The sequence below is a fragment of the Pseudomonas sp. ZY71 genome (assembly GCF_036542145.1).
Taxonomy (GTDB): domain Bacteria; phylum Pseudomonadota; class Gammaproteobacteria; order Pseudomonadales; family Pseudomonadaceae; genus Aquipseudomonas; species Aquipseudomonas koreensis_A.
The window spans coordinates 2,297,376-2,321,822 of sequence record NZ_CP144274.1 but is presented as its reverse complement, the minus strand read 5'-3'; the positions used below and the strand labels follow the sequence as shown (position 1 = coordinate 2,321,822).

The following is a 24,447-nucleotide window of genomic DNA, read 5'->3' as shown; positions in this document are numbered from 1 at the left end:
ACTAAAATTAACGAAGGCGCAGCATGCGCTCGACTTTTGCCACGTCAGACGGATGCAGCAAGCTGCTACCGCGCAGTTGACGCTTACGCTTGGTCGACATTTTAGTCAGGATGTGGCTCTTGAAAGCGTGCTTGTGCTTGATACCGTTAGCAGTTTTCAGAAACCGCTTAGCAGCACCACTTTTGGTTTTCATTTTTGGCATGTTCGGATACTCCGCATTCAGTTGATAAACATAATCAGAAGGCCTGCCGTGCCCTGTTGATTACTTCTTCTTTTTCGGGGCGATGACCATGATCAGCTGGCGTCCTTCCATCTTAGGATGCTGTTCGACCGAACCGTACTCGAGCAGGTCAGCTTCAACCCGCTTGAGGAGTTCCATCCCCAGCTCCTGGTGGGCCATCTCACGGCCGCGGAATCGCAAGGATACCTTGGCCCTGTCCCCATCACTCAGGAAACGTACCAGGTTGCGCAGTTTTACCTGGTAATCCCCTTCCTCCGTCCCTGGACGAAACTTGATTTCTTTAACCTGAATCTGCTTCTGGTTTTTCTTGGCTGCGGCAACCTGTTTCTTCTTCTCGAAGATCGATTTGCCGTAGTCCATCAGTTTGCAAACAGGGGGTACTGCATCGGCGGAAATTTCCACCAAATCCAGTTTGGCCTCTTCAGCCTTAAGAAGCGCGTCTTCAATTGACACAATCCCAAGCTGTTCACCTTCAGCCCCAATTAACCGAACCTCGCGTGCCGAGATATTCTCGTTGATCGGGGCTTTCGGTGCAGCTCGTTTATCTTGTCTCATTTCACGCTTAATAATAATTACTCCGAATCTGGGCGACCACGCCGGGAAACCGCTTGCGCGAGAAACTCAGCGAACTGGGCGACGGGCATCGAGCCCAGGTCAGCACCTTCACGAGTACGCACAGCGACAGTCTGCATCTCGACTTCCTTATCTCCGATTACCAAGAGATAGGGAACCTTGAGCAAAGTATGCTCGCGGATTTTAAAGCCGATCTTTTCATTTCTCAAGTCGGACTTGGCACGAAATCCGCTTTCGTTGAGAGTTTTTTCAACTTCTGCAACAAAATCTGCCTGTTTATCAGTGATATTCATGATCACTGCCTGCGTTGGCGCGAGCCAGGCAGGGAACGCACCTTCGTAGTGCTCGATCAGAATCCCGACGAAACGCTCGAAGGAACCGAGGATCGCACGGTGCAACATCACTGGGTGTTTGCGGCTGTTGTCTTCGGAGACGTATTCAGCGCCCAAACGGACAGGCAGGTTAAAATCGAGCTGCAGAGTACCACATTGCCAGACCCGACCAAGGCAGTCTTTCAGCGAGAACTCGATCTTCGGACCGTAGAACGCACCCTCACCCGGCTGCAGATCGTACGGCAGGCCCGCAGAATCAAGGGCTGCAGCCAGTGCTGCCTCAGCGCGATCCCACAGCTCGTCGGAACCGACGCGTTTTTCCGGACGAGTGGACAGTTTCATCTCGACATCGGTGAAGCCGAAGTCGCGGTAAACGTCCATGGTCAGCTTGATGAATGCAGCGGATTCAGCCTGCATCTGCTCTTCGGTGCAGAAGATGTGGGCGTCGTCCTGAGTGAACGCACGTACGCGCATGATGCCGTGCAGCGCACCCGACGGCTCGTTACGGTGGCAGGCACCGAACTCGGCCAGACGCATCGGCAGCTCGCGGTAGCTCTTCAGGCCTTGGTTGAACACCTGCACGTGGCAAGGGCAGTTCATCGGCTTGATGGCGTAGTCGCGGTTTTCCGACTGCGTGGTGAACATGTTGTCGGCGTAGTTGGCCCAGTGCCCGGATTTCTCCCACAGGCTGCGGTCAACGACTTGAGGAGTCTTGATCTCAAGGTAGCCGTTGTCGCGCTGGATCTTGCGCATGTACTGCTCGAGCACCTGGTACAGAGTCCAGCCGTTCGGGTGCCAGAACACCATGCCTGGGGATTCTTCCTGGGTATGGAACAGGCCAAGACGCTTGCCGATCTTGCGGTGATCGCGCTTTTCAGCTTCTTCGATGCGCTGGATGTAAGCCGACAGCTGCTTTTTGTCGGCCCAGGCGGTGCCGTAAACGCGCTGCAATTGCTCGTTCTTGGCGTCGCCGCGCCAGTAGGCACCGGACAGCTTGGTCAGCTTGAAGGATTTCAGGAAGCGTGTGTTCGGCACGTGCGGACCGCGGCACATGTCGACGTATTCTTCGTGATAGTACAGGCCCATGGCCTGCTCGTTCGGCATGTCCTCGACCAAGCGCAGTTTGTAGTCTTCGCCACGAGCCTTGAACACTTCGATCACTTCGGCGCGCGGAGTGACTTTCTTGATCACGTCGTAATCTTTCTCGATCAGCTGCTGCATGCGCTGTTCGATAGCGGCCATGTCGTCCGGAGTGAAAGGACGTTCGAAGGCGATGTCGTAATAGAAGCCTTCGTCGATGACCGGACCGATGACCATTTTCGCAGTCGGGTACAACTGTTTGACCGCATGACCCACCAGGTGAGCGCAAGAGTGGCGAATGATCTCCAGCCCCTCTTCATCCTTTGGCGTGATGATTTGCAGGGTCGCGTCGCTGCTGATGATGTCGCTGGCGTCGACCAGTTGGCCATTGACCTTGCCGGCCAGGGTGGCTTTGGCCAGACCGGCACCAATGGATGCGGCGACCTCGGCTACGGAAACCGGGTGATCGAATGAACGTTGACTGCCGTCGGGAAGAGTAATAGTTGGCATGGCGCCTCCTCTCCTAGTGGTGACCCCTACCAAAGGTCACGTGGGTTGGGATGAGCCAGTACAAGATCCGATCCAGGCCATTCAATGACGAACGCCTGCCTTACAGCGGCAGGAGCCTTGCGGCCAACCGGAAAACCGAACCAGAGTGACTGGGATTCAAATCGAATTATTCGCACGTCGACCGCTGCCGGGACTGTAGGTCATCCGGAGCCTGAGAACGCTTGAGCCCGGCATGCTAGCACAGATGAGCGGTCACTTATGCCTCTGTTTGATCACAAGGCAAATCGTCTGTTTTTATGCCAGAGTGCTGAACTTGATGGCCCCTTCAGCCCTCAGATAACAAGACATTGACCCACAAGGAGCATCCTCGCATGCGTCTGAATACCCTGTTCGCCGTCGTCGCCCCTATCGTTATGTTGCTGCCGCTGAGTGCCCACGCCGATTGGCCGAAGGGCGAGCGCGAGAAGTACATGGCCCAGTGCACCCAGGCGGCGACTCCGCAAATTGGCGCTGCTGCGGCCAAATCGCACTGCGCTTGTGGCGCTGATGCCATCAAGTCTTATCCAGCGAGCGACATTCAGGCGCTGATGGACAACAAAGCCACTCCTGAATTGCAGCAGAAAGCGCTGGGCCAAATCGCCAAATGCAAGGCAAACACCCCGGCGAAAAAGTGATCGAAAAAGCATTCTGAGTCGGCTCAGCGCCGCTAAAAAGGGCTGAATTTGAGCCTTTTCGGACGATTTATGCAGGTTTTACAGGTTTTTTTATTGTCTTTACGTTCCGCGCAAAGCCTTGTAAACCGGGGCTTTCAGCCGAAATAGACAGTAAAGAAAACACGACTGATTGGCAAACAGCACGTCCGGGGGGCTACCAAAGCGAACATTTCGACTATGATATCCCGGTGTGCCCAGTTGGCCTGAGCAGCACAGTACTGAAAAATATATGTTTCTTGGAGATACACCATGTCTAATCGCCAAACCGGCACCGTTAAGTGGTTCAACGATGAAAAAGGCTTCGGCTTCATCACTCCTCAAGGTGGCGGTGACGACCTGTTCGTACACTTCAAAGCTATCGAATCCGACGGTTTCAAAAGCCTGAAAGAAGGCCAGACCGTCTCCTTCGTGGCTGAGAAAGGCCAAAAGGGTATGCAAGCTGCACAGGTTCGCCCAGAGTAATTTCTGCGCGCACTAAAAAAACCCCGTCCATGTGACGGGGTTTTTTATGTCTGCAACAAAAGCCTTCGCTGATCAGCCGCAGTTGACGCGTGTGATCACCAGATTGTTGTCGGTGTTCAGATTCAAGCGATCGGAGCGGTACTCAAGCGTGATCATGTCGTTCGGCTTGAGAAAGCGGGCATTTTGCGCCCCGGCTTTGTTGCGTGCTTGCTCCAGCAACTCTGGTGAAGCTTTCTTGCCGATGGCGAATTCCGCCGCCGTTGCTTCACAGCGGCTGTGACCGGCTTCGGTCGCCGCAGTTTCCTTTGCCGACTCGCTGGAGGTCGTGCTGCAACCGGCCAACATCAAAGCGGCCATAAGTGCACCCAGTGTCGCGAACTTCAAAGGCATGAAGCCTCCTTGTTTTCAAAATGGTTAAGCTGAGATCGTGCGACCGCCGTTCCGGCATTTGGTTTCACGGCCAAGGCCATCACCCTGCCCCACGACCGAAAAAACGCCGAGTGTGCCTGAGCGGCATGCGTCACTTCAGCAATCAATCGTGACTGAATATTAACGGCGCTCAGTAGACGTCGATGTAGTCATACGGCGGATTCGGCCAGTTGTCCTTCAGCGCATTGAAAATCTGCATCACCCACACCTCGTCACTGGCCGCGACGTTGCCCACGTAGCCCGAGCCCTTAGCCCAGGTTTCCAGGCGAAACAGCAAACCGTCGATATCCTGCCCACCGGTAACGCCGGAAGAAATGTAAGCGATACCGCCCTTGGTCACGCGCAACTGCGTGTGTTCGTCATCGCTAGCCGAAGCGAGCAATTGGCGCACCGCATCGAGCGTGAGGCCGTCAGGGGTATTCAAATCGATCTGCACAGCAAAATCCTTGCGAGCCTTTAAAAGACCAAGTGTCGCATAGCGCTCCGCTCATGCCTAAGTCGCAGTGCCAAATGCCCGACAAAATGGTTAACTCAAACCCAAGATCTTCCGACTATTCGAGCGCTCTCATGACCACCATCAGCATCGACGCCGCCATTAATGCCAAATGGGCAGACGGACACAGCTCTTACAGCCCGGGAACCACCGAGGAGCTTGCGCTGATTGGTATCGATCTATTGGTCAAGGAGCTGGGCACGGAGGCGGCTCAGCAATTCATCAAACAGATTTTCGAGCGCTACCCGACCGAACAGGTTGAACACACTGAGAGGGTGTAGAAACCCGCAGGCTGGCACCTGCGGGCGAATCGTTTACTTCAGGCGCTTCAGGCGCTCGGTCAGCAAGTCAAAGAAGCCTTGCGCGTCGCCGTTTTCCACCCAGAAAGCGTTTTTAGGCGCCTTCAGGCCATCGTACCAATCAACGATGGTCTGACCGAAAGTCGGCCCTTCACGGCTATCCACCACGACATTCACCGAACGACCGGTGAACAGTTCCGGCTTGAGCAGATAGGCCACAACGGTAGCGTCATGCACCGGGCCGCCCGGAATACCGTAGTGCTCCATGTCGCCTTTGATGTACTCATTGAGGATGTCGCCGACAATCTTGCTCGCGTTGTTGTTCAGCGCCGCGATCTGCTTCAGTCGCGCGTCACTGGTGAGAATCTTGTGGGTCACGTCCAGTGGCAGGTAGGTCAGTTTCACGCCGCTTTTCAGCACCACTTCGGCCGCTTGCGGGTCAGCAAACAGGTTGAATTCAGCCACCGGGGTGATGTTGCCGCCGTTGAAGTGCGCACCACCCATGATCACCACTTCCTTGATGCCCTGAACAATTTCAGGTTCCTGGATCAGCGCCAATGCCAGGTTGGTCTGCGGACCGAGCATGGCGATCGTGATGCTGTGCGGCTTGGCTTTTTTCAGCGTATCGATCAGGTAGTTGACCGCATTGCCTTCAGCCAGCCCCTTTTTCGGTTCGTGCACGGTGACACCCGACAGGCCTTCCTTGCCATGGATGTTCTCGGCGTAGATCGGCGTGCGCATCAGCGGCTTTGGCGCACCCGCATAAACCGGTACGTCTTCGCGCCCTGCCCACTCACGAGCCAGGCGCGCGTTACGCGAAGTCTTGTCGAGGCGCACATTACCGGCGACGGTGGTCAGCGCGCGAATGTTCAGTTCTTCCGGCGAGGCCAGCGCGAACAACAGGGCGACCACGTCGTCGGCCCCTGGATCGGTATCGATGATCAGGTCGATTTTTTCCGCCGCCTGAGCGCCGGTCGCAGTGATTACGGACAAAAGCAGTAAACCCCGGATGAGTTGATGCAGTTTCTGAGCATAGCGTTGCATGGCGCATTCCTTGTGCATGTGGAATCGAAAATCAGAATGTAACCCCGGCGACGAGGACGATATTGCAGTACGGCTGGCATTCACCTGTACGAACAATCGCCCGAGCCTGTCGGCTGAGAACCTTGAATTGCTCGTGACTGAGCAGATCGCGCCGCCCAAGAGCGCCCTCTTCATTCAACGCGTCCAGCGCAGTCAGTGCGGACGGTTGCTTGTCGAAGATTTCTTTGGCCAGCGCATGGCTTTCCACCTGCATCTCGCTGAGCACGACCTTCAGGGTGCTGACGAAATCCGGGACGCCGTGGGTCAGCGCCAGATCAATTAGCTCGACACCCGGCGGCACTGGCAGCCCGGCATCACCAATGACCACCATGTCGCCATGGCCCAGGGACGCGATCAGCCGCGACAGTGCGACGTTAAGCAGAGGAGTCTTTTTCATGCGGGTTTAAAGGCCTGTACGTCGGATTGGGTTGGAATGGACGGTTGCGCGCCGGCGCGGGTTACCGACAGCGCGGCGGCAATCTGCCCGTAGCGAATCGCCTCGGCCTCGGATTTGCCATTGGCCAGCGCCGCGGCAAAACCACCGACAAAAGTGTCTCCGGCGGCGGTGGTGTCGACAGCCTTCACTTTCGGCGCCGGAAAATGCTCAAAGCCCTGGCCGTTAGCGAACAGCGAACCTTGAGCACCGAGGGTAATGATGACCTTACCCGCCCCCATAGTGATCAGTTGGCTGGCGGCACTTTCTGCGCTTTCCAGCGAGTCCACCGGCAACCCGCTCAACACAGTCGCTTCGCTCTCGTTGGGGACCAGGTAATCGATCGCGGCAAACCAGTCTGCCGGCAGTGCACGACTGGCCGGTGCCGGATTGAGGATGACGATTTTGCCCAGTGCACGCGCACGCTTGAGCGCATGTCCCACCGTGGCATCTGGAATTTCGAGCTGGCAGATGATCACGTCGGCGGCTTGCAGCACCGCATCAAACCGATCGATCACTGTGGGCGTCATGGCACCGTTGGCACCGGCGACAATGACAATCGCGTTCTGACTGTTGTCATCGACCACGATCAGCGCCACGCCGCTGGAGTCATTGACTGTACTCACTGCCTGACAATCGATCTGCTCGGCCAACAAGGCGTTACGCAATTGCACACCATAGTCGTCATTGCCAACGCAGCCGACCATTGCCACCTGTGCGCCCAAACGCGCGGCGGCCACCGCCTGATTGGCACCCTTGCCGCCGGAAACCGTGGCAAATGAATGACCGATCAGCGTTTCACCACCGACGGGAAGCCGTGGCGCCCGGGTCACCAGATCCATGTTCAGGCTGCCTATTACCACTACATTTGCTGGCATACATCATTACTCGTCAATTCGGTTTCAGCGGTATTCGGTGAACACGCCGGACAACGGGGCGGTCGATTCGCGCAATACAATACTCGGGGTCACGATCCGCTGATCGGTACCCAGAGTCGGCGTAGCAATCCTTCGCAACAGCACTTCGGCCGCCATCTCGCCCAACTGCAGGATCGATTGCCCCACAGTGGTGAGTGCCGGATATACGTAACGACTCATCTGGATATCGTCGAAACCGATCACCGACAACTCGCTCGGCACGCGGACATTACGTTCCGCCGCCGCACGCAGCACACCGATACCGATCATGTCGTTACCGGCAAAGATCGCGCTCGGTGGATTGCTCTCGAGGAGAATCGCTGCCGCGTTGTAGCCGCCGGTACTGGTGAAATCACTTTCCAGCATGCGCGCTTGTCGCACTTCGATGCCCGCTTCTTTCAGCGCCCGGCAATATCCGGCCTGACGCATCTGCGCCACACTGGTACTGGCCGGACCGCCAATGGTGGCAATGTCGCGGTGACCCAATTCGAGCAAGTGCCGGGTCGCGAGGTAAGCGCCGTATTCGTGGTCGATGCGCACCAGATCGGCATCGACACCGTCGAGACCACGGTCGACGATGACCATCGGCGTTTTCACTCCGGCCAACCCCTGCGCCAGACCGCTGTCACCGCCAGCGGAGGCGACGATCAAACCGTCGATGCGTTTCTCCAGCAATACGCGCAAATAGCTGCGCTGCTTATCGGGGTTGTCGTCGGAGTTGCAGAGGATCACGCAGTAGCCGTTACGCTCGCAGTAATCCTCGATGCCCCGCGCCAACTCCGCGAAGTACGGGTTGAGGCTGTTCGGCACCAACAGGCCAATGGTTGCAGTGGTCTTGGCCTTCAGCGAGCGCGCTACCGCACTCGGCACATAGTCGAGGCTCTTGATCGCCGCCTCGACTTTCAGCCGCACTTCCTGACTGACCGGCCGCGTGTTGTTGACCACATGCGACACCGTCGTGTAGGAAATTCCCGCGAGGGCTGCCACGTCCTTGATCGTTGCCATGTCTTAGCCCCGGCGACTGGCGCGCTGACTGCGATAAGTATCGAGCACCACCGCGATCACGATGACCGCACCCGTGATGATTCGTTTGGTCGGTTCGGTCGCGCCGATCTGCGCCAGACCCGCCGCCAGTACCGAGATGATCAGTACGCCAAAGAATGTGCTGATCACCGAGCCACGCCCGCCCATCAGGCTGGTACCGCCGATCACCACCGCGGCGATCACTTGCAGCTCCAGACCGGAACCGGCGTTCGGGTCAGCAGCTTCCAGACGGGAAATCTGAAACAGCGCGGCGACACCGGCCAGCAGGCCCATCAGGCTGAACACCAGAATCTTGTAGGGTTTCGGATTGATCCCCGCCAGACGCACCGCCTCTTCGTTGGTGCCGATGCCGATCAGGTAGCGACCGAACACGGTACGGGTCAGAACGGCTTGGGCAATGATGATCACCAGCAAGGCAATGATGAACGACGGCGAGATACCGAACGCGATCGGGTTCGACAGCCAGGCAAACGAGTCACCGATGTACGCCGTGCGCGATCCGGTCATCTGATACGCCAGACCCCGAGCCATTTCCAGCACACCCAGAGAGACGATGAACGATGGAATCCGCCACGCCACTGTGATCGAACCAGTGACCGTACCAGCCAGTGCCGCAACAGCCATGCCGAGCAACGCTGACGGCAACACGCCCCAGCCCCAGCCAAGAATGGCGACGCTGACCGTCGAAGCAGCCAATGCCAGCACCGACCCCACCGAAAGATCGATGCCGCCAATGATCAACACGAAGGTCATGCCGACCGCCAGCACCATCAGATCAGGAATCTGGTTGGCCAGCGTACTGAAGGTGTTATACGACAGAAAGTGGCTGCTCAAGACCGAGAACAGCGCAATCATCGCCAGCAAGGCACCGGCCAGGCCCAGATAAGTGCCTAAGCCATAGAAGTTGCCACTACGTTTGCCGGCAGGAGATGCAGTTTTCATGGGAGATCCCTAGGCGCCGCTTCGTTGAGCAACGCATCACGTTTTTGGTAGCCGGCGAACGCGGCGGCAAGCAAGTCATCCTGGGTCCAGCTGTCGCGCTCGAAAGTGTCGATCAAGCGCCCCGCCGAAAGCACGCCGATCCGGTCGCAGATCAGCATCAGTTCACGCAGGTCACTGGATACCACCACCAGCGCTTTGCCCTGACGCGTCAGTTCGCCGAGCAAGGCATAAATGTCGAACTTGGCACCGACGTCGATACCACGGGTCGGCTCGTCGAACAGCAGCACCGAACAGTCGCGCTCCAGCCAGCGGCCGATCACGACCTTCTGCTGGTTACCACCGGACAGCTCGGAGACCAATTGTGTCGGACTCGAACTGCGGATGCGCATGGCGTCGATCTGACGCTGCGCCAGAGCGATTTCGTCGCCGTTGTTGACGACCCCGCCACTGGAAATTTCCGGCATGTTGCCGAGGGCGATGTTGGCGCTGATCGACTGACTGAGCAGCAAACCTTCACCCTTACGGTCTTCGGTAATCAACGCGATGCCATTACGCACGGCGTCGACGGGCGAGCGCACGCTGACCACTTTGGCCGGGGAGCCGAGCGCGATGCTGCCGCTGTCGGCAACATCCGCCCCGAAAATCAATCGCAGCAATTCAGTGCGCCCTGCCCCGATCAATCCGGAAATCCCGAAGATCTCGCCGGCACGCACTTCGAAGGAGACATCGCGCACTTTGTCGGAACGGGTCAGGCCTTTGACCGTCAACGCCGGAGCACCGATCTTGCGCGGGCCCATGTCGATATGTTCGCCCAGTTCACGACCAACCATCAGCGTAACCAGTTGCTCGCTGTTGTAATTGGCCATCGGCTCGACACAGACCAGATTGCCGTCACGCAGCACGGCAATGCGCTGCGCTACGCGGGCCAGCTCTTCGAGACGGTGGGAAATGTAGATGATCGAAACGCCGCGCGCCTGCAAGCGGGTGATCTGCTCAAAGAGCATTTCGACTTCACGCGCAGTGAGCATCGCGGTCGGCTCGTCGAGGATCAACACATGGCAATCGCCGATCAGATTGCGGGCGATTTCGACCATTTGCTGATGGCCGATACCCAACTCGCCGACCAGCGTATCCGGGTCAATGGCGTCGAGGCCCACTTGCGCCATGGCTTCAATAGCTGCTTTGCGTAATTGCTTGCGGCTGATCCAGCCGCCGTTGCTTGGCAGGTTGTCGAGAAACAGGTTTTCCGCAACCGACAGTGTCGGTAACAGATTGAGTTCTTGCATGACCATGCGCACGCCGAGCTCTTCGGCCTGGGTACGACTGCCCGGACGATAGTCCTTGCCGTTGAATTGCATCTGGCCGGTGGTCGGGGTGACCAGTCCGCCGATGATTTTCGACAGGGTACTTTTGCCGGCACCATTCTCGCCGGTCAGCGCCAGCACTTCACCGCGCATCAGCGTCAGATCGATGCCGCTGAGCACCGGCTGCGCATAGGTCTTACCGATACCGCTGACCGAGAGGACAGCGTTCGGGGCGGAAACTGACATAAAAACTCTCCATGCGCTCGCCCGGACGGACGAGCGCCGTTGTGTCGCCAGAAGACTTACTGGGTGACCAGCTCGACCGGTGTTTCGATCACGCCGTTGGCGCCGCTGTCGACTTTCTCGCCCTTGATGATTTTCAGCGCGGTTTCGATGCCGAACACGGCTTGCTTGGCAGCGAACTGGTCAGCAGTAGCCAGCACGCGACCGTCCTTCAGCATTGGCTTGATGGCATTGATGTTGTCGTAACCGACGACCTGAACCTGACCGGCTTTGCCCGCGGCGCGCACGGCGGAGACAGCACCTACAGCCATGCTGTCGTTGCCGGCCAGCAATGCTTTGACATCCGGGTATTCGCTGAGGATCGACGCGGCAACCTTGTTGCCCTTGTCGATTTCCCAGTCACCGGATTGCAGGGAAACGATCTTGATCTGTGCAGCGTCCATCGCATCCTTGAAGCCAGCAGTGCGCTGCTGGGCATTGGTGGTCGTGGACACGCCTTCAATGATGCCGACTTCGTCACCGGCCTTGAGCTGCTTGGCCAGGTATTCGCCGACCAGACGCGCGCCTTTGCGGTTGTCCGGGCCTACAAAAGGCACGCTGATGTTTTTGCTTTTGACGATGGCCGGATCGAGCTGGTTGTCGATGTTGATCACGGTGATGCCGGCATCGACGGCTTTCTTGATCACCGGCACCATGGCCTTGGAATCGGAAGGCGCGATCACCAGTGCATTGACCTTGGCCAGGATCATTTGCTCGACGATGCGGGTCTGGCCAGCAGTGTCGGTTTCATCCTTGATGCCGTTGGAGATCAGGTCGAAATCAGCGGAGTGTTCTTTCTGGTAAGCCTTGGCGCCATCTTCCATGGTCAGGAAGAATTCGTTGGCCAGAGACTTCATGACCAGCGCGACTTTAGGTTTTTCGGCGGATTCGGCGAATGCCGAGGAGACAGGTAGTGCGGCGGCTGTGGCAGCCAGCATAGCGACAGCAAGAAGACGTCCAGCGAATGGCAGCTTCATGGGTTCACTCCGATCTTATGATTATTGTGAGCAACGCTTGCGCTGGCGTAAGCTACTTGGCTTTCTGCCGGGCCATAAAGCGCCGGGAGCGCCACGCAAACGTTTGCGTAGACCGAACTATGCGAATCCCGCCGACATTTGTCAACAATCAGAAATCGTCATTTGTTGTAGGGCGAATCGTCGGACTCGCCCCTTCGCGGCTTATGCCGTGGTGCTGACCAGGTTACCGCTGGTGGAACTCTTGGTCATTTCCTTGACCAGTGCACCGGCCACTTCTGCCATCGCAGCGCTGGTTTGCGCGATTTGCCCCTGAATGGACATCACCGCCTGCGATTTGGCCTCAGGCGTCGGGTAGGTCTTGGCTTGTGCGGCTGCCAGTTGTTGTTGCTGCTCCTGAAGTTGCTTCTGCAGTTCCTGCATGCGCTTGAGCAACATCTTGACCGTGACACTCAGGTTGTCGCCGCTTTCAGCCTTGCTGTCTTCTGGCGCGGCAGCACCACCGGTCCTGACCTGATTGCTCGATTCTTTCTCTGTGCCCAGCGCCTCGGTGGAAGCCTCCGCTCCCGCCTCGCTCAATGCATTGATAGTCGCTGCGGTTTTGCCGCCGATGGTGACTGCCGCAGGATTAGATAAACCGACCGTCAGTGACATGTGAACTCCCTAGATTCTGTTTCCTTGAACAACCATCGGCCCCCGCGAAGGTTTCTTTAGCAGAAAAGCCGAAACCGGCCACTCGAATCACTCGACAAAAGCAGTAGTTCTTTTCGGGGAGCCGAACGCGAAAGCGTCCATTGTTCGGAAACCCGGATAAACGATTCGCCCCGCAATTTGCAAACTCCAAAAATCTTGATGTAAATCATGAAGTTAAACATTTCTCTGACGCAAAGTACGGCTGGTACAGATCCTGCTCCCTTCACCGCACCCCGGGCATCCAGATCGGCTTGGGGTGCATCTAGATGAACCTGCATCAGCACCGTCTCACTACTAGAGAGAAAAATAATGAAATCTGCTTTCAACACTTTGGTTCCGGGCGCTTTGGCCCTTCTCCTGCTCCTGCCCACCGCCCTTCAGGCGAAAGAAGTCGAAACCCAGACCAAGCTCGCTAACGTCGTAGTACTTGCCACCGGCGGCACCATCGCAGGCGCTGGCGCGAGCGCCGCCAACAGCGCCACCTACCAGGCGGCGAAGGTTGGCGTCGAACAATTGATCGCCGGCATTCCCGAACTGAGCAAACTGGCGAACGTGCGTGGCGAACAAGTCATGCAGATTGCCTCGGAAAGCATCACCAACGAAAACCTGCTGCAACTGGGTCGTCGTGTAGCCGAACTGGCCGACAGCAAAGACGTCGACGGCATCGTCATCACCCACGGTACCGACACCCTGGAAGAAACCGCTTACTTCCTAAACCTGGTGGAAAAAACCGACAAGCCGATCATCGTCGTCGGTTCGATGCGCCCGGGCACTGCCATGTCCGCCGATGGCATGCTTAACCTGTACAACGCCGTGGCCGTGGCCAGCAGCAAAGAAGCGCATGGCAAAGGCGTACTGGTGACCATGAATGACGAAATCCAGTCCGGTCGCGACGTCAGCAAGATGATCAACATCAAGACTGAGGCCTTCAAAAGTGCCTGGGGCCCACTGGGCATGGTGGTAGAAGGCAAATCCTACTGGTTCCGCTTGCCAGCCAAGCGTCACACCATGGATTCGGAATTCGACATCAAAAACATCAAGAGCCTTCCTGACGTAGAAATCGCTTATTCCTACGGCAACGTCAGCGATACTGCCTACAAAGCTCTCGCCCAATCCGGTGCCAAGGCAATTATCCATGCCGGTACCGGTAATGGCTCGGTCTCCTCCCGCGTGGTTCCAGCCCTGCAAGCGCTGCGCAAGGATGGCGTGCAAATCATTCGTTCGTCCCACGTCAACGCTGGCGGCTTCGTTCTGCGTAACGCCGAACAGCCGGACGACAAGTACGACTGGGTTGTTGCTCACGACCTGAATCCGCAGAAAGCTCGCATCCTGGCAATGGTCGCCCTGACCAAAACCAACGACAGCAAAGAGCTGCAACGGATGTTCTGGGAATATTGATGGACCTTCGCCCAATCAATTCTTGATTGGGCGCCCTGCGCCACTCGCCTGACCGGTGGGTGGTGCATCGCTCACAACGCTCTCGCATTTTTCCCACAAAAAATTCGACACGACCTACACCAAAATCGGAAAACCGCTGTCAGAGGATTTTCTTGAATTTTAAGCAGTTGCGAAAATGCTTACAGTTAAATACTGTATGCACGTACAGCTTAATAAGGATAACCTCGTGGCCACCTCCCCTGATGCTCCTGACGCTTTCGAACGCATGGGTCTGCGCGTTCAAAAAATCATCAACTCCCCTACCGCACAAAAATCCAAAGCGGCGCTGATCTTCCGTCTGCCGGACGAGCCGATGGACGAGTGGGAGCGCCTGCTCGAGGAAATCGACGAGAACGACAACGTCACCCTCGCCTATCGCGACGACGGTGGCGTGCAGATTTTTTGGGTTGTACCGAAGGAAGATTGATTCAATGAGTGTCCGCTGTTTTGCTTTGCTGCTTTTGTTCATCGCCATGGGGGCCCAGGCTGGCGCACCCCGCACATTTACCGAAGCCAAGAAGGTCGCCTGGAAGCTTTATGCACCGCAGTCCACAGAGTTTTATTGCGGGTGCAAGTACACCGGCAACAAGGTTGACCTGAAGGCTTGCGGTTACGTACCGCGCAAGAATGCCAAGCGTGCGTCACGCATTGAATGGGAACACATCGTGCCGGCCTGGCAGTTCGGCCATCAGCGTCAGTGCTGGCAGGAAGGCGGCCGCAAGAACTGCACCCGATACGACCCAAGCTATCAAAAGGCTGAAGCCGATCTGCATAACCTGGTGCCGAGCATTGGCGAGGTCAATGGCGATCGCAGCAATTTCAGCTACGGCTGGCTGCCAGTGCAATCCGGGCAATACGGCTCGTGCCTGACCCAGGTCGACTTCAAGGCGAAGAAGGTCATGCCTCGCCCGTCAATTCGCGGCATGATCGCCCGCACCTATTTCTACATGAGCAAGCAGTACGGCTTGCGCCTGTCGAAACAGGATCGACAATTGTATGAGGCGTGGGACAAGACTTACCCGGTGCAGGACTGGGAGCGTCAGCGCAATCAGAGCGTGGCGTGTGTGATGGGGCGCGGTAATGAATTCGTCGGCCCGGTGAACATGAAAGCCTGCGGTTGATTTCAGCGCAGAAAAAAGGCCTCGAACGTTATGTTCGAGGCCTTTTCATTTGTGCCTAGTTGGCTGCCTTGTCGTGCCGCCAGTAGCCCATCAAATTGAGAGACTCACGAGGCATGCCACATTCTTTGATCAGGTATCTGCGCAAACTCATCACCGCCGCCGACTCTCCGGCAATCCAGCCATAAAAGCCTTCAGTGGCGGTATCGGCGATTTCCCAGAGAATGTCCTTCTCTATGTCAACGTCAGCCAATTCAATCGCTTGCCCCGCTGAAGATACATGGACGGGCAAAGTCGCCGCCCTGACCGCCTCCACCATCAGCGCTCCCGCGACTGTTTCGCTCGCAGGTTCCCGGATCAACCAACGTACCGACAACGCCGGCCAATCAGGGACGTCGAGCATGTCCTGAGCACTGTCCACTTCGAAAAATGCCTGAACTTGTGGTGGCTCGGCGAGCATCGCCAACTCATCAAGAATGCCCATGGCTGCTGGCAGCGCCGTCGCATCTGCAACGAGCAAAAGCTGCTTGAGTGCCTGTGGCGGCTTCCATTCAAAACCGCCGGCCTCCTGCGCCGAGAAATGGCGATCAGGCGCAAGGATCTGCATCGAATCACCAGGCTGCGAATGCAGCGCCCAACGCGACGCCGGCCCGGTCTCACCGTGCAGAACAAAATCAATATCGACTTCGCCTTGCTCCGCGCGTAAATGCCGGATGGTGTAGGTGCGCATGGCGGGACGTCGGTCTGCCAGCATCGCGCGAAACCGGGCGTACCAACCTTCCTCTTGAGAAAGCTTGGCCTGCGAGCCATTGGCTGCAGGAAAGAACAGCTTCACCCGCTGATCCGGCGCCCAGGTCGCCATTTCTCGGACTGGAAGACCGACGAGCGTGATCCGCATCATGTGCGGGCTCAACCGGGTTTTTCGATGCAAGGTTACATCGAACAATTTGTAAGGATTGGCGGAGGCCATGGGGAACTCCTTCAGGAAATCATCAACGACTTCAATAGGAACGAGTCGCGCTAGAGAGCCTTTAGGAGATTCCGCCGACTGGAGCGTTTACGGCGTGAGCGGATGCTCGACCAACACCGATTCAACGTTTTGTTTCTTGGCCTTCACCAGCGCAGCATCCACTTGAACCTTGCGAGCTTCCGCTTCAGCCTGAGAGTTGAACGGGCCAATCAGAATTCGCGTTTTGCCGCTGCTGTCCTTGATCACCGTAGGCACGAAGGCGTGCTCGATGAGCCAGCCACTCAGGTCGCTGACAGCCTGTGGCGTTTCACCGCGCACTTCGAGATCCCATTGTGGTGCAGCGGCCGCCGCCGGCGCCGTCACTGCTGCCGACTGTGGTTTTGCTGCGTCTGCATTCTTGCCTTCACCACACCCTGCCAATACCAGTGCCGCGACTACCCAAACCAATTTGCGCACAACGCTTTCCTCGAAATTCTCAAAGCCGCGATCTTATCATTCATAAATACTTCGCGAGCCCCGCAAAATGGGCACAAAACAACGAGATTGATGCCTGCAGCCTCTGTATAGTTACGCCCTGGGAATTAATGCCGCATCTGCGCGTCAGAAAGAGGCACCCAAACCGTGAGACTTCGCACTAATCTATACGTACCACCGACCTCTGCACTGTCTGAATCAGGTGCCCTACAAAGCAATCAAGGAGAAGACCATGCTGATACTCACCCGCAAAGTCGGTGAAAGCATAAACATCGGTGATGACATCACTATCACCATTCTGGGCGTAAGCGGCCAACAGGTCCGCATTGGTATCAACGCTCCGAAAAACGTTGCCGTGCACCGTGAAGAGATTTACCAGCGCATTCAGGCTGGCCTGACCGCCCCGGACAAGCCACAAACTCCCTGAGCCGCCTCGCAGTCAGTAGCCAGTCCGTTTTACCTTGTGGAATGACTGGCTAGAGATTCACGCGCCGTTTTGCCATCCGCTCCCACCTCGCTGGGTACGGCGCCTGACACATGAGCCTTCCGCGTTACCCTCCCGCCCTTTCTGCTGATCGATACTACCGAGCATTCTCAAGACTGGCTGTCGGACATTTCCGATAGAGCGAAGGGAATTGGCCTTCCTACCCGAACGTCACCCCACGTGCCATGCCTGTGGCTGCAACCATCATCAGCACCAGTAGCAGCGCTTCGACGTGACTGATGCGTGCAAACAACTTTGCTCTCCCGGTATCGAGCACCGCCCCCCGCGCCTTGGCGATCCGCCATTTGATCAGCGTGATCATCGGCGCAAGCTCCATCAACAGAATCAGAACGAACAGCGTCATCTTCAGGTGAAACAGCGGCTGATGAAGATAATAGTCAGTGCCTTTTTCGTAACCGCCAAAGGCACGCATCCCGCCTGTGATCAACAAGATCAGCGCGCAAATCCCCCAGAAATTGTCAGCCAGCAGAACCCGCCCGGCCTCCCCTGTCCCGGCCGCCAGGCGACTGAACGCCGTCCCACGCGTCAGTACCGCCCAAAAACCCAAAGCAAATGCCAGCAGATGAACAGCTGCAAGAAACCAATGAACCAGCATCGATACACCCTCATCAGAAAGAGTTGAAAATCGGCCAGTCAGTAGTAGTTGAAAAAACAAGGATTTGCTTGCGGGGTGTCGCCAGGCTTTCAGGAGAGATCGAAAGGAGAAATTTCAGCCAATTGAGGCAAATCGCAGGCAAAAAAAATCCCAAGCAGCTGATGGAAGCTTGGGATTTAAAAATGCATAAACCGTGGTGGTGAACGCGGGGTGGATCTTACTGAATCATCCTGCACGTAACAACTTATTTTTGATAACCGGTCGGTTAAAAATCATCGTAAGTCATTAAATATCCACACTATTTCAAAGGACGATGGCGACAGACGGTTACTTATCAGCCGCCACAACGCATAACTTCAGAAGTGGCAACAACCGCTTCCACCCCGCCTGATAATTCGCCGCCAAATCAGCAATGATCGCAAACCAATCAGAGCGCGGAGAAAATCCGCAAAAAGGCAACCGAAAATCAGTCAACCAAAAAGATGTAACAATTGTTAACCATCTTCCGAAATAGTAGGATCATCGGCGTACGAACTTACATGGACGGTTCAATTTTATGCGCTTTAAACCTATGGATAGGTTCCCTCCCTGCCGGCGCCCACTCAACTCCACTTCGCTCCCCACACCGCCTAAACATTTCAGAAAGACTCTATGAATAGCTCGCATCGTCGAATTCAGCGACAGCCTGTCAGCACCCGCCTGAAACCTTGAAAAGGAATTTCCCATGAGTGGCAAACCCGCTGCCCGCGTAACAGATCCCACCAACTGCCCCCTGCCGGGACATGGCACGAATCCGATTGCCAGTGGCTCACCCAATGTAAACTTCGATGGCTTGGCTGCTGCTCGAATGACCGATAAGTCTGCGTGCGGCAGCCCCATTACCGGCGGAGTAAGTACGACGGTGTTCATCAACGGACTGAATGCTGCAACCAAAGACAGCACTGGAGCCCACGGTAATGTGGTGATTGGCGGATCCGGCACAGTGATTATTGGCGACACCGTGGTCACAGCACCGTTTAGTGGGCTGATGCCAATGCCTGTGCACTTCAGCGACAAGTTTCAACTGATCGATGAAGATTCTGGCGAACCCCTGCCGGATCACGTCTACGCCTTCCAGCGCGCCGATGGCAGCATCGAACACGGCGTCAGCGACAAGAATGGCTACACACACGTTGTCAGCTCGCACCTTGCGGAAACCATCACGCTCTTTTTAGAAGACTGAGTTATCGCCGAACCCGCAAATCAACATTTTTGAGCGAGCATCAACGTGACAGACGTGATCAGCCCCAATGGCAAAAAAATGTCGCCCAGACTCACAAGAGCGGTGACCCCGATAAAAGACACCACCGCGAAAACGATGTTGCTGTCAGTCAAGCAAGAGAAACGACGGGCGGAAAATGAAGAGTATTTGAAGAACAAGAACGTGAAGGCTTTTCTGGATACCATTTCAGAGGCCGAGGGCGGTGACTACCATGCCAAGTTTGGTTATGGATGGGCTCGCGGAGACTGGAAGTTTACGGATGAATCAACGCATCCTGGAGCAGGGTTCGGCGGATCGACCACAGCGTCAGGCAGGTATCAGATCACCAAGTCCACATGGAAATTGCAATGCACCACAGCAATGGGCTTGACTGATTTTTCACCCCACACTCAGGATTTAACTGCAATCGAGATCCTTCGATCGGTAAAGGCAATTGATCCAATCGTAAATGGCGACATCAAGGATGCAATTCACAAGGCATCTGGCCAGTGGGAAGCCTTACCCATGGGCCCAGGCCAAGCCAACCGCCCGCTGAATGGAAAGCCCTCCGGCCAAAAGTACATGCCCTATGACGACGTCGTGTCGACTTACAAGAAATTTGGCGGGACTGCGAAATGAGAACACATCTGTTCGTATCTTTATTGCTTTGCTTCAGCTGCACCTTTGCCAGCGCAACAGAAATCCCGATAAAAGAAGGCATGCCTTTTTTGTCAGCGAGGAAAGAACTCCTTAAAAAAGGCTGGAAACCAAGTATTTCTAAAGAGATGCAGCCTGTTGGAACGGCCGTAGAACTTAAAAACAGGGGAATCATTGAAATCGAACGATGCACTCAAGGCGTGCAGTATTGCGTGTTCCACTACAAGAAAAACAAGCAATGTCTGGGCGTCACCACAACTGGCGAAGAGGTAGAGGAACTTGTTGTTGATGCCTGGGATTTTAAGTGCCAATGACCCTTTCAGATTTTTGATGCGCGCATAGGGCGAACCTTAACGGACTCCGAAAAATGCAAACTTATGCGATCACCTGTGTTCTTCTCGCCTGCATCAGCTTCTTTGCCAGTGCCACTGAGCTCCCCATAACGAAGGGGATGCCGTTTCTGGCCGCTCGAAAGGCGTTGATCAAGCAGGGCTGGATTCCGGACCCAACGGATGAAACGGCCCCCGACGGCGCCATGAAAACGCTTAGAAACATAGGCCTTCTTGAAGTAGAGCGATGCACGGAAGGCGTTCAATACTGCGAGTTCAACTATAAGAAAAACGATGCATGCCTGGTCGTCAGCACGATAGGTGAGAAGGTAAAAGACATGAGAGTCGACGCTTGGAATATTGAATGCCAATAATCCCCTACAGGCACAACAGCACTCCCGGCGCCCAGATGAACACACCCGAGACCTTTTGAGCACTCCGCACAAATCGCAGACAACAAAAAAGGGCCCACCTTTCGGTGAGCCCTTCTAGACCGCCCAGCAGAGCGGATTTTGTTTGGTAGGCGCGATTGGACTCGAACCAACGACCCCCACCATGTCAAGGTGGTGCTCTAACCAACTGAGCTACGTGCCTGCTGTGAGGCGGCATTCTACGGAATTCCGGAGGGGTGTCAACACCTTTTTTTCACCTAACCCTATGAATATGCAAAATATTTAATTTCGGGTCGTCGACGAAGATTTTCCGGTGGCTGGCGGAGGTTTTTCAAGTCGGGTAGGATCGGCGCACTCGTAAAATATATTAAACAGAGGCGGCAGGATGGCGAACACCCCTTACCCAGAGTCCTATTACGCTGCGTCGGCCAACGCCGTACCGCCCCGCCCTGCCTTGCAGGATGACGTGGAGACGGACGTCTGTGTGATCGGCGCCGGGTATACCGGATTGTCTTCTGCCCTGTTTCTGTTGGAGAACGGTTTTCGCGTCACCGTCCTGGAAGCAGCCAAGGTCGGGTTCGGCGCCTCCGGGCGTAATGGCGGGCAGATCGTTAACAGTTATAGCCGCGACATCGACGTGATCGAGCGCAGCGTCGGCCCCAAGCAAGCGCAACTACTCGGACATATGGCGTTCGAGGGTGGGCGGATCATTCGCGAGCGTGTGGCCAAGTACAACATCCAGTGCGACCTGAAGGACGGCGGCGTATTCGCAGCCATTACCGCCAAGCAGATGGGCCATCTGGAATCGCAGAAACGCCTCTGGGAGCGTTTCGGCCATACGCAACTTGAGCTGCTTGATCAACGCCGTATCCGCGAAGTGGTCGCCTGCGATCAGTACGTCGGCGGCATGCTCGACATGAGCGGCGGCCATATTCATCCGCTGAACCTTGCGCTCGGCGAAGCAGCGGCGGTCGAGTCACTCGGCGGCACCATCTATGAACAATCGCCTGCCGTGCGCATCGAGCGCGGCGCCAACCCGGTTGTGCATACGCCGCAAGGCAAGGTCAGGGCCAAGTTCATCATCGTCGCCGGCAACGCCTACCTCGGCAATCTGGTGCCGGAACTGGCCGCAAAATCGATGCCATGCGGCACGCAAGTGATCACCACCGAACCATTGGGCGATGATCTGGCGAAAGCCTTGCTGCCCCAGGATTACTGCGTTGAAGACTGCAATTACCTGCTCGACTACTACCGTCTCACGGGTGACAAGCGCCTGATCTTCGGCGGTGGCGTGGTGTATGGCGCGCGCGATCCGGCGAACATCGAAGCGATCATTCGCCCGAAGATGCTCAAGGCTTTCCCGCAACTCAAGGATGTGAAGATCGATTACGCCTGGACAGGAAATTTCCTGCTGACCCTGTCGCGCTTGCCGCAAGTCGGCCGCTTGGGCGACAACATCTATTATTCGCAGGGTTGCAGTGGCCATGGCGTGACTTACACGCATCTGGCAGGCAAGGTGCTGGCTGAGGCGCTGCGCGGTCAGGCTGAGCGCTTCGATGCGTTTGCCGACTTGCCGCACTACCCGTTCCCCGGCGGGCAACTGTTGCGCACACCGTTTGCCGCACTGGGTGCGTGGTATTACGGGCTACGCGATAAATTCGGGATGTAAAAAAGGGCCGCTGAATAGCGGCCCCTTTTTATTCAACACTGAACGGTTTCAGAGCTGATCCCGAGCAATCCCGCTGCGGATGCGCAAGATATCTGCCAGCACCGCCAGCGCGATTTCCGCCGGCGTCTTGCTGCCGAGGTTAAGACCAATCGGCGCATGAATCCGCGCCAGCTCAGCTTCGCCCAAGCCGCCAATCCGACGTAACCGCTCGAAGCGCTTCAGCGAAGTCTGCTGCGAGCCCATCACGCCGATGTAGAACGCCTCGGTACGCACCGCTTCCATCATCGCCAGATCATCGATGCGCGGATCATGCGTCAGCGCCACCACCGCCGTATCACGATGACAACCACCGTCAGCAATAAACACCGACGGCAATTGCCGACGAATTTCCACGCCATCAAGCACTACGCCTTCGAGCACTTCATCGCGAGGATCACAGAGAATCACTTCAAACCCGAGGCCGACGGCAAATTCGGCACACGCCTGCGCCACACTGGAATATCCGGCGAGCAACAAGCGCTGTGCCGCGCCGATACGAATGCGCACCCGATCAATCTCACGCTCGATCCGCGCACCCTGCTCGCGATCAGCGAACAGACTGCGCGCACCACTGGCCAGATCAACCTCGCGAATCAAGCGGCGCTGACCGAGCAGCGCCGACTCCAATTCACGCAGATGCGCCTGCACCTCGCAGTCAGCGTCAAATTTCTCTACCAGCACATCGAGAATGCCGCCACAAGGCAGGCTGACCCGCGAGCGCGGATCGTCGCCTTCGCCGTAACGCACGACGTTGACCGCATCGAGAAACGCACCTTCGGCGACGCGCTCGAGAAAATCTTCCTCGACGCAGCCGCCGGACAGCGAGCCGATCCACTGTCCGCCATCGTTCACCGCCAGCAGCGAACCCGGCGCACGCGGTGCCGAACCGTAAGTCGTCAGCACAGTGCAAAGCCAGATGCGCTGCCCCGCCACCGACCACTCCAGCGCGCGGCGCACCACTTGTAGATCGAGATGCTGCATGTCAGTGCGCCTTGTGCTCGATGGACGGTGCGTCGGCTTGCAGCTTCTGCACTTCACTCACGGCCAACTCAGCGGATTGACCACCCCAACCTTGACGCAAGTAGTTGAGCAGGTCGGTCAGTTGCTCAGGCTTGAGCTTGTCGGCGAAACCTGGCATCGGTTGCATGTGCTCGAAACCGGAGAACTTCTGCTCGCCGATACCATCCTCGATCACGCGCAACAGGTTGCGTGGGTCTTCCAGACGCAACGTGGTGTTGCCGCGCATGGCCACCGCGATGTGCGGTTTGCCTTCGCCACCGACCGCATGGCAACCGGCGCAGACGTTCAGGTATTCCTGCTGACCACGCTGGGCGCTGGCGCTGAGTTTCTCTACGGGCACTTCAACGAGGACTTTGGCTGCCGGCGGTTTATCGCCGAGCAGGAACGTCGCCATCGCCGCCAGGTCCGCATCGCTCAGGCCTTGGGTGCTGTTGTGGAACACCGGGAACATCTCGTTGAACATCGTCCCCTGCGCACTCATGCCGTGCTTGAGGAACGTGGCCAGATCCTGCTCGTTCCAGCCGCGCGCAGCCAGATCAGTGGCCAACAGGCTCGGCGCCAGGTAACCATTGAGGATGCCGCCAGTCAGACGCTTGTCCAGCTGCATCGCACCCGGCAGGCCGCGTGGCGTGTGGCACTCACCGCAGTGACCGAGGACTTCGACCATGTACTGGCCGCGTTTCCAGGCTTCGCTTTTGCCTTCGGCTGGCTCCAGCTTCAGCGCTTTGCCGTACATCATGTTCCAGCCGATCAGGCCCGGACGCACGTTGAACGGGAAGCTCAGGCTGGTAACCGGGGCTGGGCGCTCGATCGGTTCGATGGTTTTCAGGTAGGCATGGATCGCATCCGAATCTGCACGCGGCATCAGGTGATACGAGGTATACGGCATCGCCGGATAGAGGTTCGCGCCATCGCGACGCTTGCCTTCGGTCAGCGCGGCGAAGAACTCGTCATCGTTGTACAGACCGATGCCGTGCTCTTTGCTCGGGGTGATGTTGGTGCCATAGATCGTGCCGAACGGCGAGACGATCGGCAGGCCGCCGGCAAACGGCGCGCCGCCCGGTGCAGTGTGGCAAGCCATGCAGTCAGCGGCGCGAGCGAGATACTCGCCGCGCTTGACCTGATCATCGGCGTGGGCAAACAACAGCGGCGCAGCTAGGCCGACCGCCAGGGTCAGGCGGGTCAGAAAAAGCTTCAT

31 protein-coding genes and 1 tRNA gene are annotated in these 24,447 nt (G+C 56.8%); 12 read left to right on the top strand and 20 right to left on the bottom strand.

The annotated features are described in order from the left end of the window. Positions 1 to 7 precede the first annotated feature (7 nt). From rpmI to thrS, 3 genes are read right to left on the bottom strand one after another with little or no spacing between them, the layout of a single operon-like run. Positions 8 to 202 carry a 50S ribosomal protein L35 gene (rpmI, locus tag VY732_RS10310; protein ID WP_002553160.1) on the bottom strand — a complete coding sequence of 65 codons (195 nt, stop codon included), beginning with the start codon at positions 200 to 202 and terminating at the stop codon, positions 8 to 10. A gap of 60 nt (positions 203 to 262) precedes the next feature. Continuing rightward, on the bottom strand, positions 263 to 814 hold the full coding sequence (gene infC / locus VY732_RS10305; protein ID WP_170947229.1) for a translation initiation factor IF-3: 552 nt from the start codon (positions 812 to 814) through the stop codon (positions 263 to 265). Next, positions 814 to 2,736, bottom strand: a complete 1,923-nt coding sequence (gene thrS, locus VY732_RS10300) for a threonine--tRNA ligase (protein WP_331695319.1) — start codon at positions 2,734 to 2,736, stop codon at positions 814 to 816. Before thrS ends, infC begins: the two co-directional genes overlap by 1 nt. A gap of 371 nt (positions 2,737 to 3,107) precedes the next feature. On the opposite strand from thrS, the gene VY732_RS10295 reads away from it, so the two are divergent. Both VY732_RS10295 and VY732_RS10290 read left to right on the top strand, forming a co-directional pair. Next, positions 3,108 to 3,410 carry a hypothetical protein gene (locus VY732_RS10295; protein WP_077571952.1) on the top strand — a complete coding sequence of 101 codons (303 nt, stop codon included), beginning with the start codon at positions 3,108 to 3,110 and terminating at the stop codon, positions 3,408 to 3,410. Between the two features lie 288 nt (positions 3,411 to 3,698). Further along, positions 3,699 to 3,911, top strand: a complete 213-nt coding sequence (locus tag VY732_RS10290) for a cold-shock protein (protein WP_003179963.1) — start codon at positions 3,699 to 3,701, stop codon at positions 3,909 to 3,911. A gap of 72 nt (positions 3,912 to 3,983) precedes the next feature. Here VY732_RS10290 and VY732_RS10285 read toward each other — a convergent pair whose 3' ends face one another. Continuing rightward, positions 3,984 to 4,301 (bottom strand): I78 family peptidase inhibitor, encoded by a 318-nt coding sequence (locus VY732_RS10285; RefSeq protein ID WP_123592852.1) that lies wholly within the window; start codon positions 4,299 to 4,301, stop codon positions 3,984 to 3,986. A gap of 169 nt (positions 4,302 to 4,470) precedes the next feature. Then, positions 4,471 to 4,776 (bottom strand): hypothetical protein, encoded by a 306-nt coding sequence (locus tag VY732_RS10280; protein ID WP_007913485.1) that lies wholly within the window; start codon positions 4,774 to 4,776, stop codon positions 4,471 to 4,473. A gap of 131 nt (positions 4,777 to 4,907) precedes the next feature. Between VY732_RS10280 and VY732_RS10275 the strand changes: the two genes are divergently transcribed. Further along, on the top strand, positions 4,908 to 5,114 hold the full coding sequence (locus VY732_RS10275; RefSeq protein ID WP_077571950.1) for a hypothetical protein: 207 nt from the start codon (positions 4,908 to 4,910) through the stop codon (positions 5,112 to 5,114). 33 nt (positions 5,115 to 5,147) lie between these two features. Here the strand turns inward: VY732_RS10275 and VY732_RS10270 are convergent, their stop codons facing one another. The 9 genes from VY732_RS10270 to VY732_RS10230 form a co-directional block, all read right to left on the bottom strand. Beyond that, positions 5,148 to 6,176: a nucleoside hydrolase gene (locus VY732_RS10270; RefSeq protein WP_095047635.1), complete on the bottom strand. Its 1,029-nt coding sequence runs from the start codon at positions 6,174 to 6,176 to the stop codon at positions 5,148 to 5,150. Positions 6,177 to 6,207: 31 nt separating this feature from the next. Further along, positions 6,208 to 6,612, bottom strand: coding sequence for a D-ribose pyranase (gene rbsD / locus VY732_RS10265; RefSeq protein WP_077571948.1), 405 nt, complete (start codon positions 6,610 to 6,612; stop codon positions 6,208 to 6,210). Beyond that, the gene (gene rbsK / locus VY732_RS10260) at positions 6,609 to 7,526 is read right to left on the bottom strand and encodes a ribokinase (RefSeq protein WP_331695318.1); all 918 of its coding nucleotides are present in this window, start codon (positions 7,524 to 7,526) and stop codon (positions 6,609 to 6,611) included. The genes rbsD and rbsK overlap by 4 nt, the downstream gene beginning before the upstream one ends. A 24-nt stretch (positions 7,527 to 7,550) precedes the next feature. Next, a complete protein-coding gene (locus VY732_RS10255) occupies positions 7,551 to 8,570 on the bottom strand; it encodes a LacI family DNA-binding transcriptional regulator (RefSeq protein ID WP_141129950.1) in 1,020 nt (339 codons plus the stop codon). A gap of 3 nt (positions 8,571 to 8,573) precedes the next feature. After that, complete coding sequence (locus tag VY732_RS10250; RefSeq protein WP_077571945.1) at positions 8,574 to 9,551, bottom strand: ABC transporter permease; 978 nt, start codon at positions 9,549 to 9,551, stop codon at positions 8,574 to 8,576. After that, positions 9,548 to 11,101 (bottom strand): sugar ABC transporter ATP-binding protein, encoded by a 1,554-nt coding sequence (locus tag VY732_RS10245; RefSeq protein ID WP_331695317.1) that lies wholly within the window; start codon positions 11,099 to 11,101, stop codon positions 9,548 to 9,550. The genes VY732_RS10250 and VY732_RS10245 overlap by 4 nt, the downstream gene beginning before the upstream one ends. 56 nt (positions 11,102 to 11,157) lie before the next feature. Continuing rightward, positions 11,158 to 12,114, bottom strand: coding sequence for a sugar ABC transporter substrate-binding protein (locus tag VY732_RS10240; RefSeq protein WP_077571943.1), 957 nt, complete (start codon positions 12,112 to 12,114; stop codon positions 11,158 to 11,160). A gap of 201 nt (positions 12,115 to 12,315) precedes the next feature. Then, on the bottom strand, positions 12,316 to 12,765 hold the full coding sequence (locus VY732_RS10235; RefSeq protein ID WP_331695316.1) for a hypothetical protein: 450 nt from the start codon (positions 12,763 to 12,765) through the stop codon (positions 12,316 to 12,318). 56 nt (positions 12,766 to 12,821) lie between these two features. Next, positions 12,822 to 13,130: a hypothetical protein gene (locus VY732_RS10230; protein WP_331695315.1), complete on the bottom strand. Its 309-nt coding sequence runs from the start codon at positions 13,128 to 13,130 to the stop codon at positions 12,822 to 12,824. Here VY732_RS10230 and VY732_RS10225 point away from each other — a divergent pair. The 3 genes from VY732_RS10225 to VY732_RS10215 all read left to right on the top strand — a co-directional run bounded on the left by VY732_RS10225 (position 13,114) and on the right by VY732_RS10215 (position 15,362). Continuing rightward, positions 13,114 to 14,202, top strand: coding sequence for an asparaginase (locus tag VY732_RS10225; RefSeq protein ID WP_034152752.1), 1,089 nt, complete (start codon positions 13,114 to 13,116; stop codon positions 14,200 to 14,202). The two genes, VY732_RS10230 and VY732_RS10225, sit on opposite strands and share 17 nt — an antisense overlap. A gap of 196 nt (positions 14,203 to 14,398) precedes the next feature. Then, positions 14,399 to 14,668 carry a DUF1654 domain-containing protein gene (locus VY732_RS10220; protein ID WP_442968570.1) on the top strand — a complete coding sequence of 90 codons (270 nt, stop codon included), beginning with the start codon at positions 14,399 to 14,401 and terminating at the stop codon, positions 14,666 to 14,668. A gap of 4 nt (positions 14,669 to 14,672) precedes the next feature. Then, positions 14,673 to 15,362, top strand: a complete 690-nt coding sequence (locus VY732_RS10215; protein WP_034152754.1) for an endonuclease — start codon at positions 14,673 to 14,675, stop codon at positions 15,360 to 15,362. A 55-nt stretch (positions 15,363 to 15,417) separates the two neighbouring features. On the opposite strand, the gene VY732_RS10210 is transcribed toward VY732_RS10215, so the two are convergent. Further along, positions 15,418 to 16,329: a siderophore-interacting protein gene (locus VY732_RS10210; protein ID WP_331695313.1), complete on the bottom strand. Its 912-nt coding sequence runs from the start codon at positions 16,327 to 16,329 to the stop codon at positions 15,418 to 15,420. Positions 16,330 to 16,416: 87 nt separating this feature from the next. After that, positions 16,417 to 16,785 (bottom strand): penicillin-binding protein activator LpoB, encoded by a 369-nt coding sequence (locus VY732_RS10205; protein WP_093432120.1) that lies wholly within the window; start codon positions 16,783 to 16,785, stop codon positions 16,417 to 16,419. A 250-nt stretch (positions 16,786 to 17,035) separates the two neighbouring features. On the opposite strand from VY732_RS10205, the gene csrA reads away from it, so the two are divergent. Continuing rightward, positions 17,036 to 17,230, top strand: coding sequence for a carbon storage regulator CsrA (gene csrA, locus VY732_RS10200; RefSeq protein WP_003179932.1), 195 nt, complete (start codon positions 17,036 to 17,038; stop codon positions 17,228 to 17,230). Positions 17,231 to 17,447: 217 nt separating this feature from the next. Here csrA and VY732_RS10195 read toward each other — a convergent pair whose 3' ends face one another. After that, positions 17,448 to 17,903 carry a DUF2214 family protein gene (locus VY732_RS10195; RefSeq protein WP_099758543.1) on the bottom strand — a complete coding sequence of 152 codons (456 nt, stop codon included), beginning with the start codon at positions 17,901 to 17,903 and terminating at the stop codon, positions 17,448 to 17,450. A gap of 724 nt (positions 17,904 to 18,627) precedes the next feature. Between VY732_RS10195 and VY732_RS10190 the strand changes: the two genes are divergently transcribed. From VY732_RS10190 to VY732_RS10175, 4 genes are read left to right on the top strand one after another with little or no spacing between them, the layout of a single operon-like run. Then, positions 18,628 to 19,125, top strand: a complete 498-nt coding sequence (locus tag VY732_RS10190; protein ID WP_077571937.1) for a PAAR domain-containing protein — start codon at positions 18,628 to 18,630, stop codon at positions 19,123 to 19,125. Positions 19,126 to 19,170: 45 nt separating this feature from the next. Continuing rightward, a complete protein-coding gene (locus tag VY732_RS10185; RefSeq protein ID WP_205125807.1) occupies positions 19,171 to 19,782 on the top strand; it encodes a hypothetical protein in 612 nt (203 codons plus the stop codon). Continuing rightward, entirely contained in the window at positions 19,779 to 20,114 is a 336-nt protein-coding gene (locus tag VY732_RS10180; protein ID WP_259698345.1) for a hypothetical protein, read from the top strand. The genes VY732_RS10185 and VY732_RS10180 overlap by 4 nt, the downstream gene beginning before the upstream one ends. Positions 20,115 to 20,167: 53 nt before the next feature. Continuing rightward, a complete protein-coding gene (locus VY732_RS10175) occupies positions 20,168 to 20,503 on the top strand; it encodes a hypothetical protein (RefSeq protein WP_286079765.1) in 336 nt (111 codons plus the stop codon). Between the two features lie 143 nt (positions 20,504 to 20,646). Here VY732_RS10175 and VY732_RS10170 read toward each other — a convergent pair. Next, positions 20,647 to 20,723, bottom strand: a tRNA-Val gene (locus tag VY732_RS10170). Between the two features lie 183 nt (positions 20,724 to 20,906). Between VY732_RS10170 and VY732_RS10165 the strand changes: the two genes are divergently transcribed. After that, positions 20,907 to 22,190, top strand: a complete 1,284-nt coding sequence (locus tag VY732_RS10165) for an NAD(P)/FAD-dependent oxidoreductase (RefSeq protein WP_331695312.1) — start codon at positions 20,907 to 20,909, stop codon at positions 22,188 to 22,190. A gap of 48 nt (positions 22,191 to 22,238) precedes the next feature. Here VY732_RS10165 and VY732_RS10160 read toward each other — a convergent pair whose 3' ends face one another. Together VY732_RS10160 and VY732_RS10155 are read right to left on the bottom strand one after the other, a co-directional pair. Then, complete coding sequence (locus VY732_RS10160) at positions 22,239 to 23,210, bottom strand: XdhC family protein (protein ID WP_331695311.1); 972 nt, start codon at positions 23,208 to 23,210, stop codon at positions 22,239 to 22,241. Between the two features lies 1 nt (position 23,211). Continuing rightward, positions 23,212 to 24,447, bottom strand: a complete 1,236-nt coding sequence (locus VY732_RS10155; RefSeq protein WP_331695310.1) for a c-type cytochrome — start codon at positions 24,445 to 24,447, stop codon at positions 23,212 to 23,214.

Coding starts and splice junctions, on each gene's coding strand:
- csrA (WP_003179932.1), top strand. CDS start 17,036: ATGCTGATACTCACCCGCAAAGTCGGTGAAAGCATAAACATCGGTGAT.
- VY732_RS10195 (WP_099758543.1), bottom strand. CDS start 17,903: ATGCTGGTTCATTGGTTTCTTGCAGCTGTTCATCTGCTGGCATTTGCT.
- VY732_RS10160 (WP_331695311.1), bottom strand. CDS start 23,210: ATGCAGCATCTCGATCTACAAGTGGTGCGCCGCGCGCTGGAGTGGTCG.
- VY732_RS10155 (WP_331695310.1), bottom strand. CDS start 24,447: ATGAAGCTTTTTCTGACCCGCCTGACCCTGGCGGTCGGCCTAGCTGCG.
- VY732_RS10270 (WP_095047635.1), bottom strand. CDS start 6,176: ATGCAACGCTATGCTCAGAAACTGCATCAACTCATCCGGGGTTTACTG.
- VY732_RS10235 (WP_331695316.1), bottom strand. CDS start 12,765: ATGTCACTGACGGTCGGTTTATCTAATCCTGCGGCAGTCACCATCGGC.
- VY732_RS10165 (WP_331695312.1), top strand. CDS start 20,907: ATGGCGAACACCCCTTACCCAGAGTCCTATTACGCTGCGTCGGCCAAC.
- VY732_RS10190 (WP_077571937.1), top strand. CDS start 18,628: ATGAGTGGCAAACCCGCTGCCCGCGTAACAGATCCCACCAACTGCCCC.
- rbsD (WP_077571948.1), bottom strand. CDS start 6,612: ATGAAAAAGACTCCTCTGCTTAACGTCGCACTGTCGCGGCTGATCGCG.
- VY732_RS10285 (WP_123592852.1), bottom strand. CDS start 4,301: ATGCCTTTGAAGTTCGCGACACTGGGTGCACTTATGGCCGCTTTGATG.
- VY732_RS10245 (WP_331695317.1), bottom strand. CDS start 11,101: ATGTCAGTTTCCGCCCCGAACGCTGTCCTCTCGGTCAGCGGTATCGGT.
- VY732_RS10240 (WP_077571943.1), bottom strand. CDS start 12,114: ATGAAGCTGCCATTCGCTGGACGTCTTCTTGCTGTCGCTATGCTGGCT.
- VY732_RS10275 (WP_077571950.1), top strand. CDS start 4,908: ATGACCACCATCAGCATCGACGCCGCCATTAATGCCAAATGGGCAGAC.
- rbsK (WP_331695318.1), bottom strand. CDS start 7,526: ATGCCAGCAAATGTAGTGGTAATAGGCAGCCTGAACATGGATCTGGTG.
- VY732_RS10255 (WP_141129950.1), bottom strand. CDS start 8,570: ATGGCAACGATCAAGGACGTGGCAGCCCTCGCGGGAATTTCCTACACG.
- VY732_RS10225 (WP_034152752.1), top strand. CDS start 13,114: ATGAAATCTGCTTTCAACACTTTGGTTCCGGGCGCTTTGGCCCTTCTC.
- VY732_RS10175 (WP_286079765.1), top strand. CDS start 20,168: ATGCAAACTTATGCGATCACCTGTGTTCTTCTCGCCTGCATCAGCTTC.
- thrS (WP_331695319.1), bottom strand. CDS start 2,736: ATGCCAACTATTACTCTTCCCGACGGCAGTCAACGTTCATTCGATCAC.
- VY732_RS10180 (WP_259698345.1), top strand. CDS start 19,779: ATGAGAACACATCTGTTCGTATCTTTATTGCTTTGCTTCAGCTGCACC.
- VY732_RS10295 (WP_077571952.1), top strand. CDS start 3,108: ATGCGTCTGAATACCCTGTTCGCCGTCGTCGCCCCTATCGTTATGTTG.
- VY732_RS10220 (WP_442968570.1), top strand. CDS start 14,399: ATGCACGTACAGCTTAATAAGGATAACCTCGTGGCCACCTCCCCTGAT.
- VY732_RS10250 (WP_077571945.1), bottom strand. CDS start 9,551: ATGAAAACTGCATCTCCTGCCGGCAAACGTAGTGGCAACTTCTATGGC.
- VY732_RS10290 (WP_003179963.1), top strand. CDS start 3,699: ATGTCTAATCGCCAAACCGGCACCGTTAAGTGGTTCAACGATGAAAAA.
- rpmI (WP_002553160.1), bottom strand. CDS start 202: ATGCCAAAAATGAAAACCAAAAGTGGTGCTGCTAAGCGGTTTCTGAAA.
- VY732_RS10210 (WP_331695313.1), bottom strand. CDS start 16,329: ATGGCCTCCGCCAATCCTTACAAATTGTTCGATGTAACCTTGCATCGA.
- VY732_RS10215 (WP_034152754.1), top strand. CDS start 14,673: ATGAGTGTCCGCTGTTTTGCTTTGCTGCTTTTGTTCATCGCCATGGGG.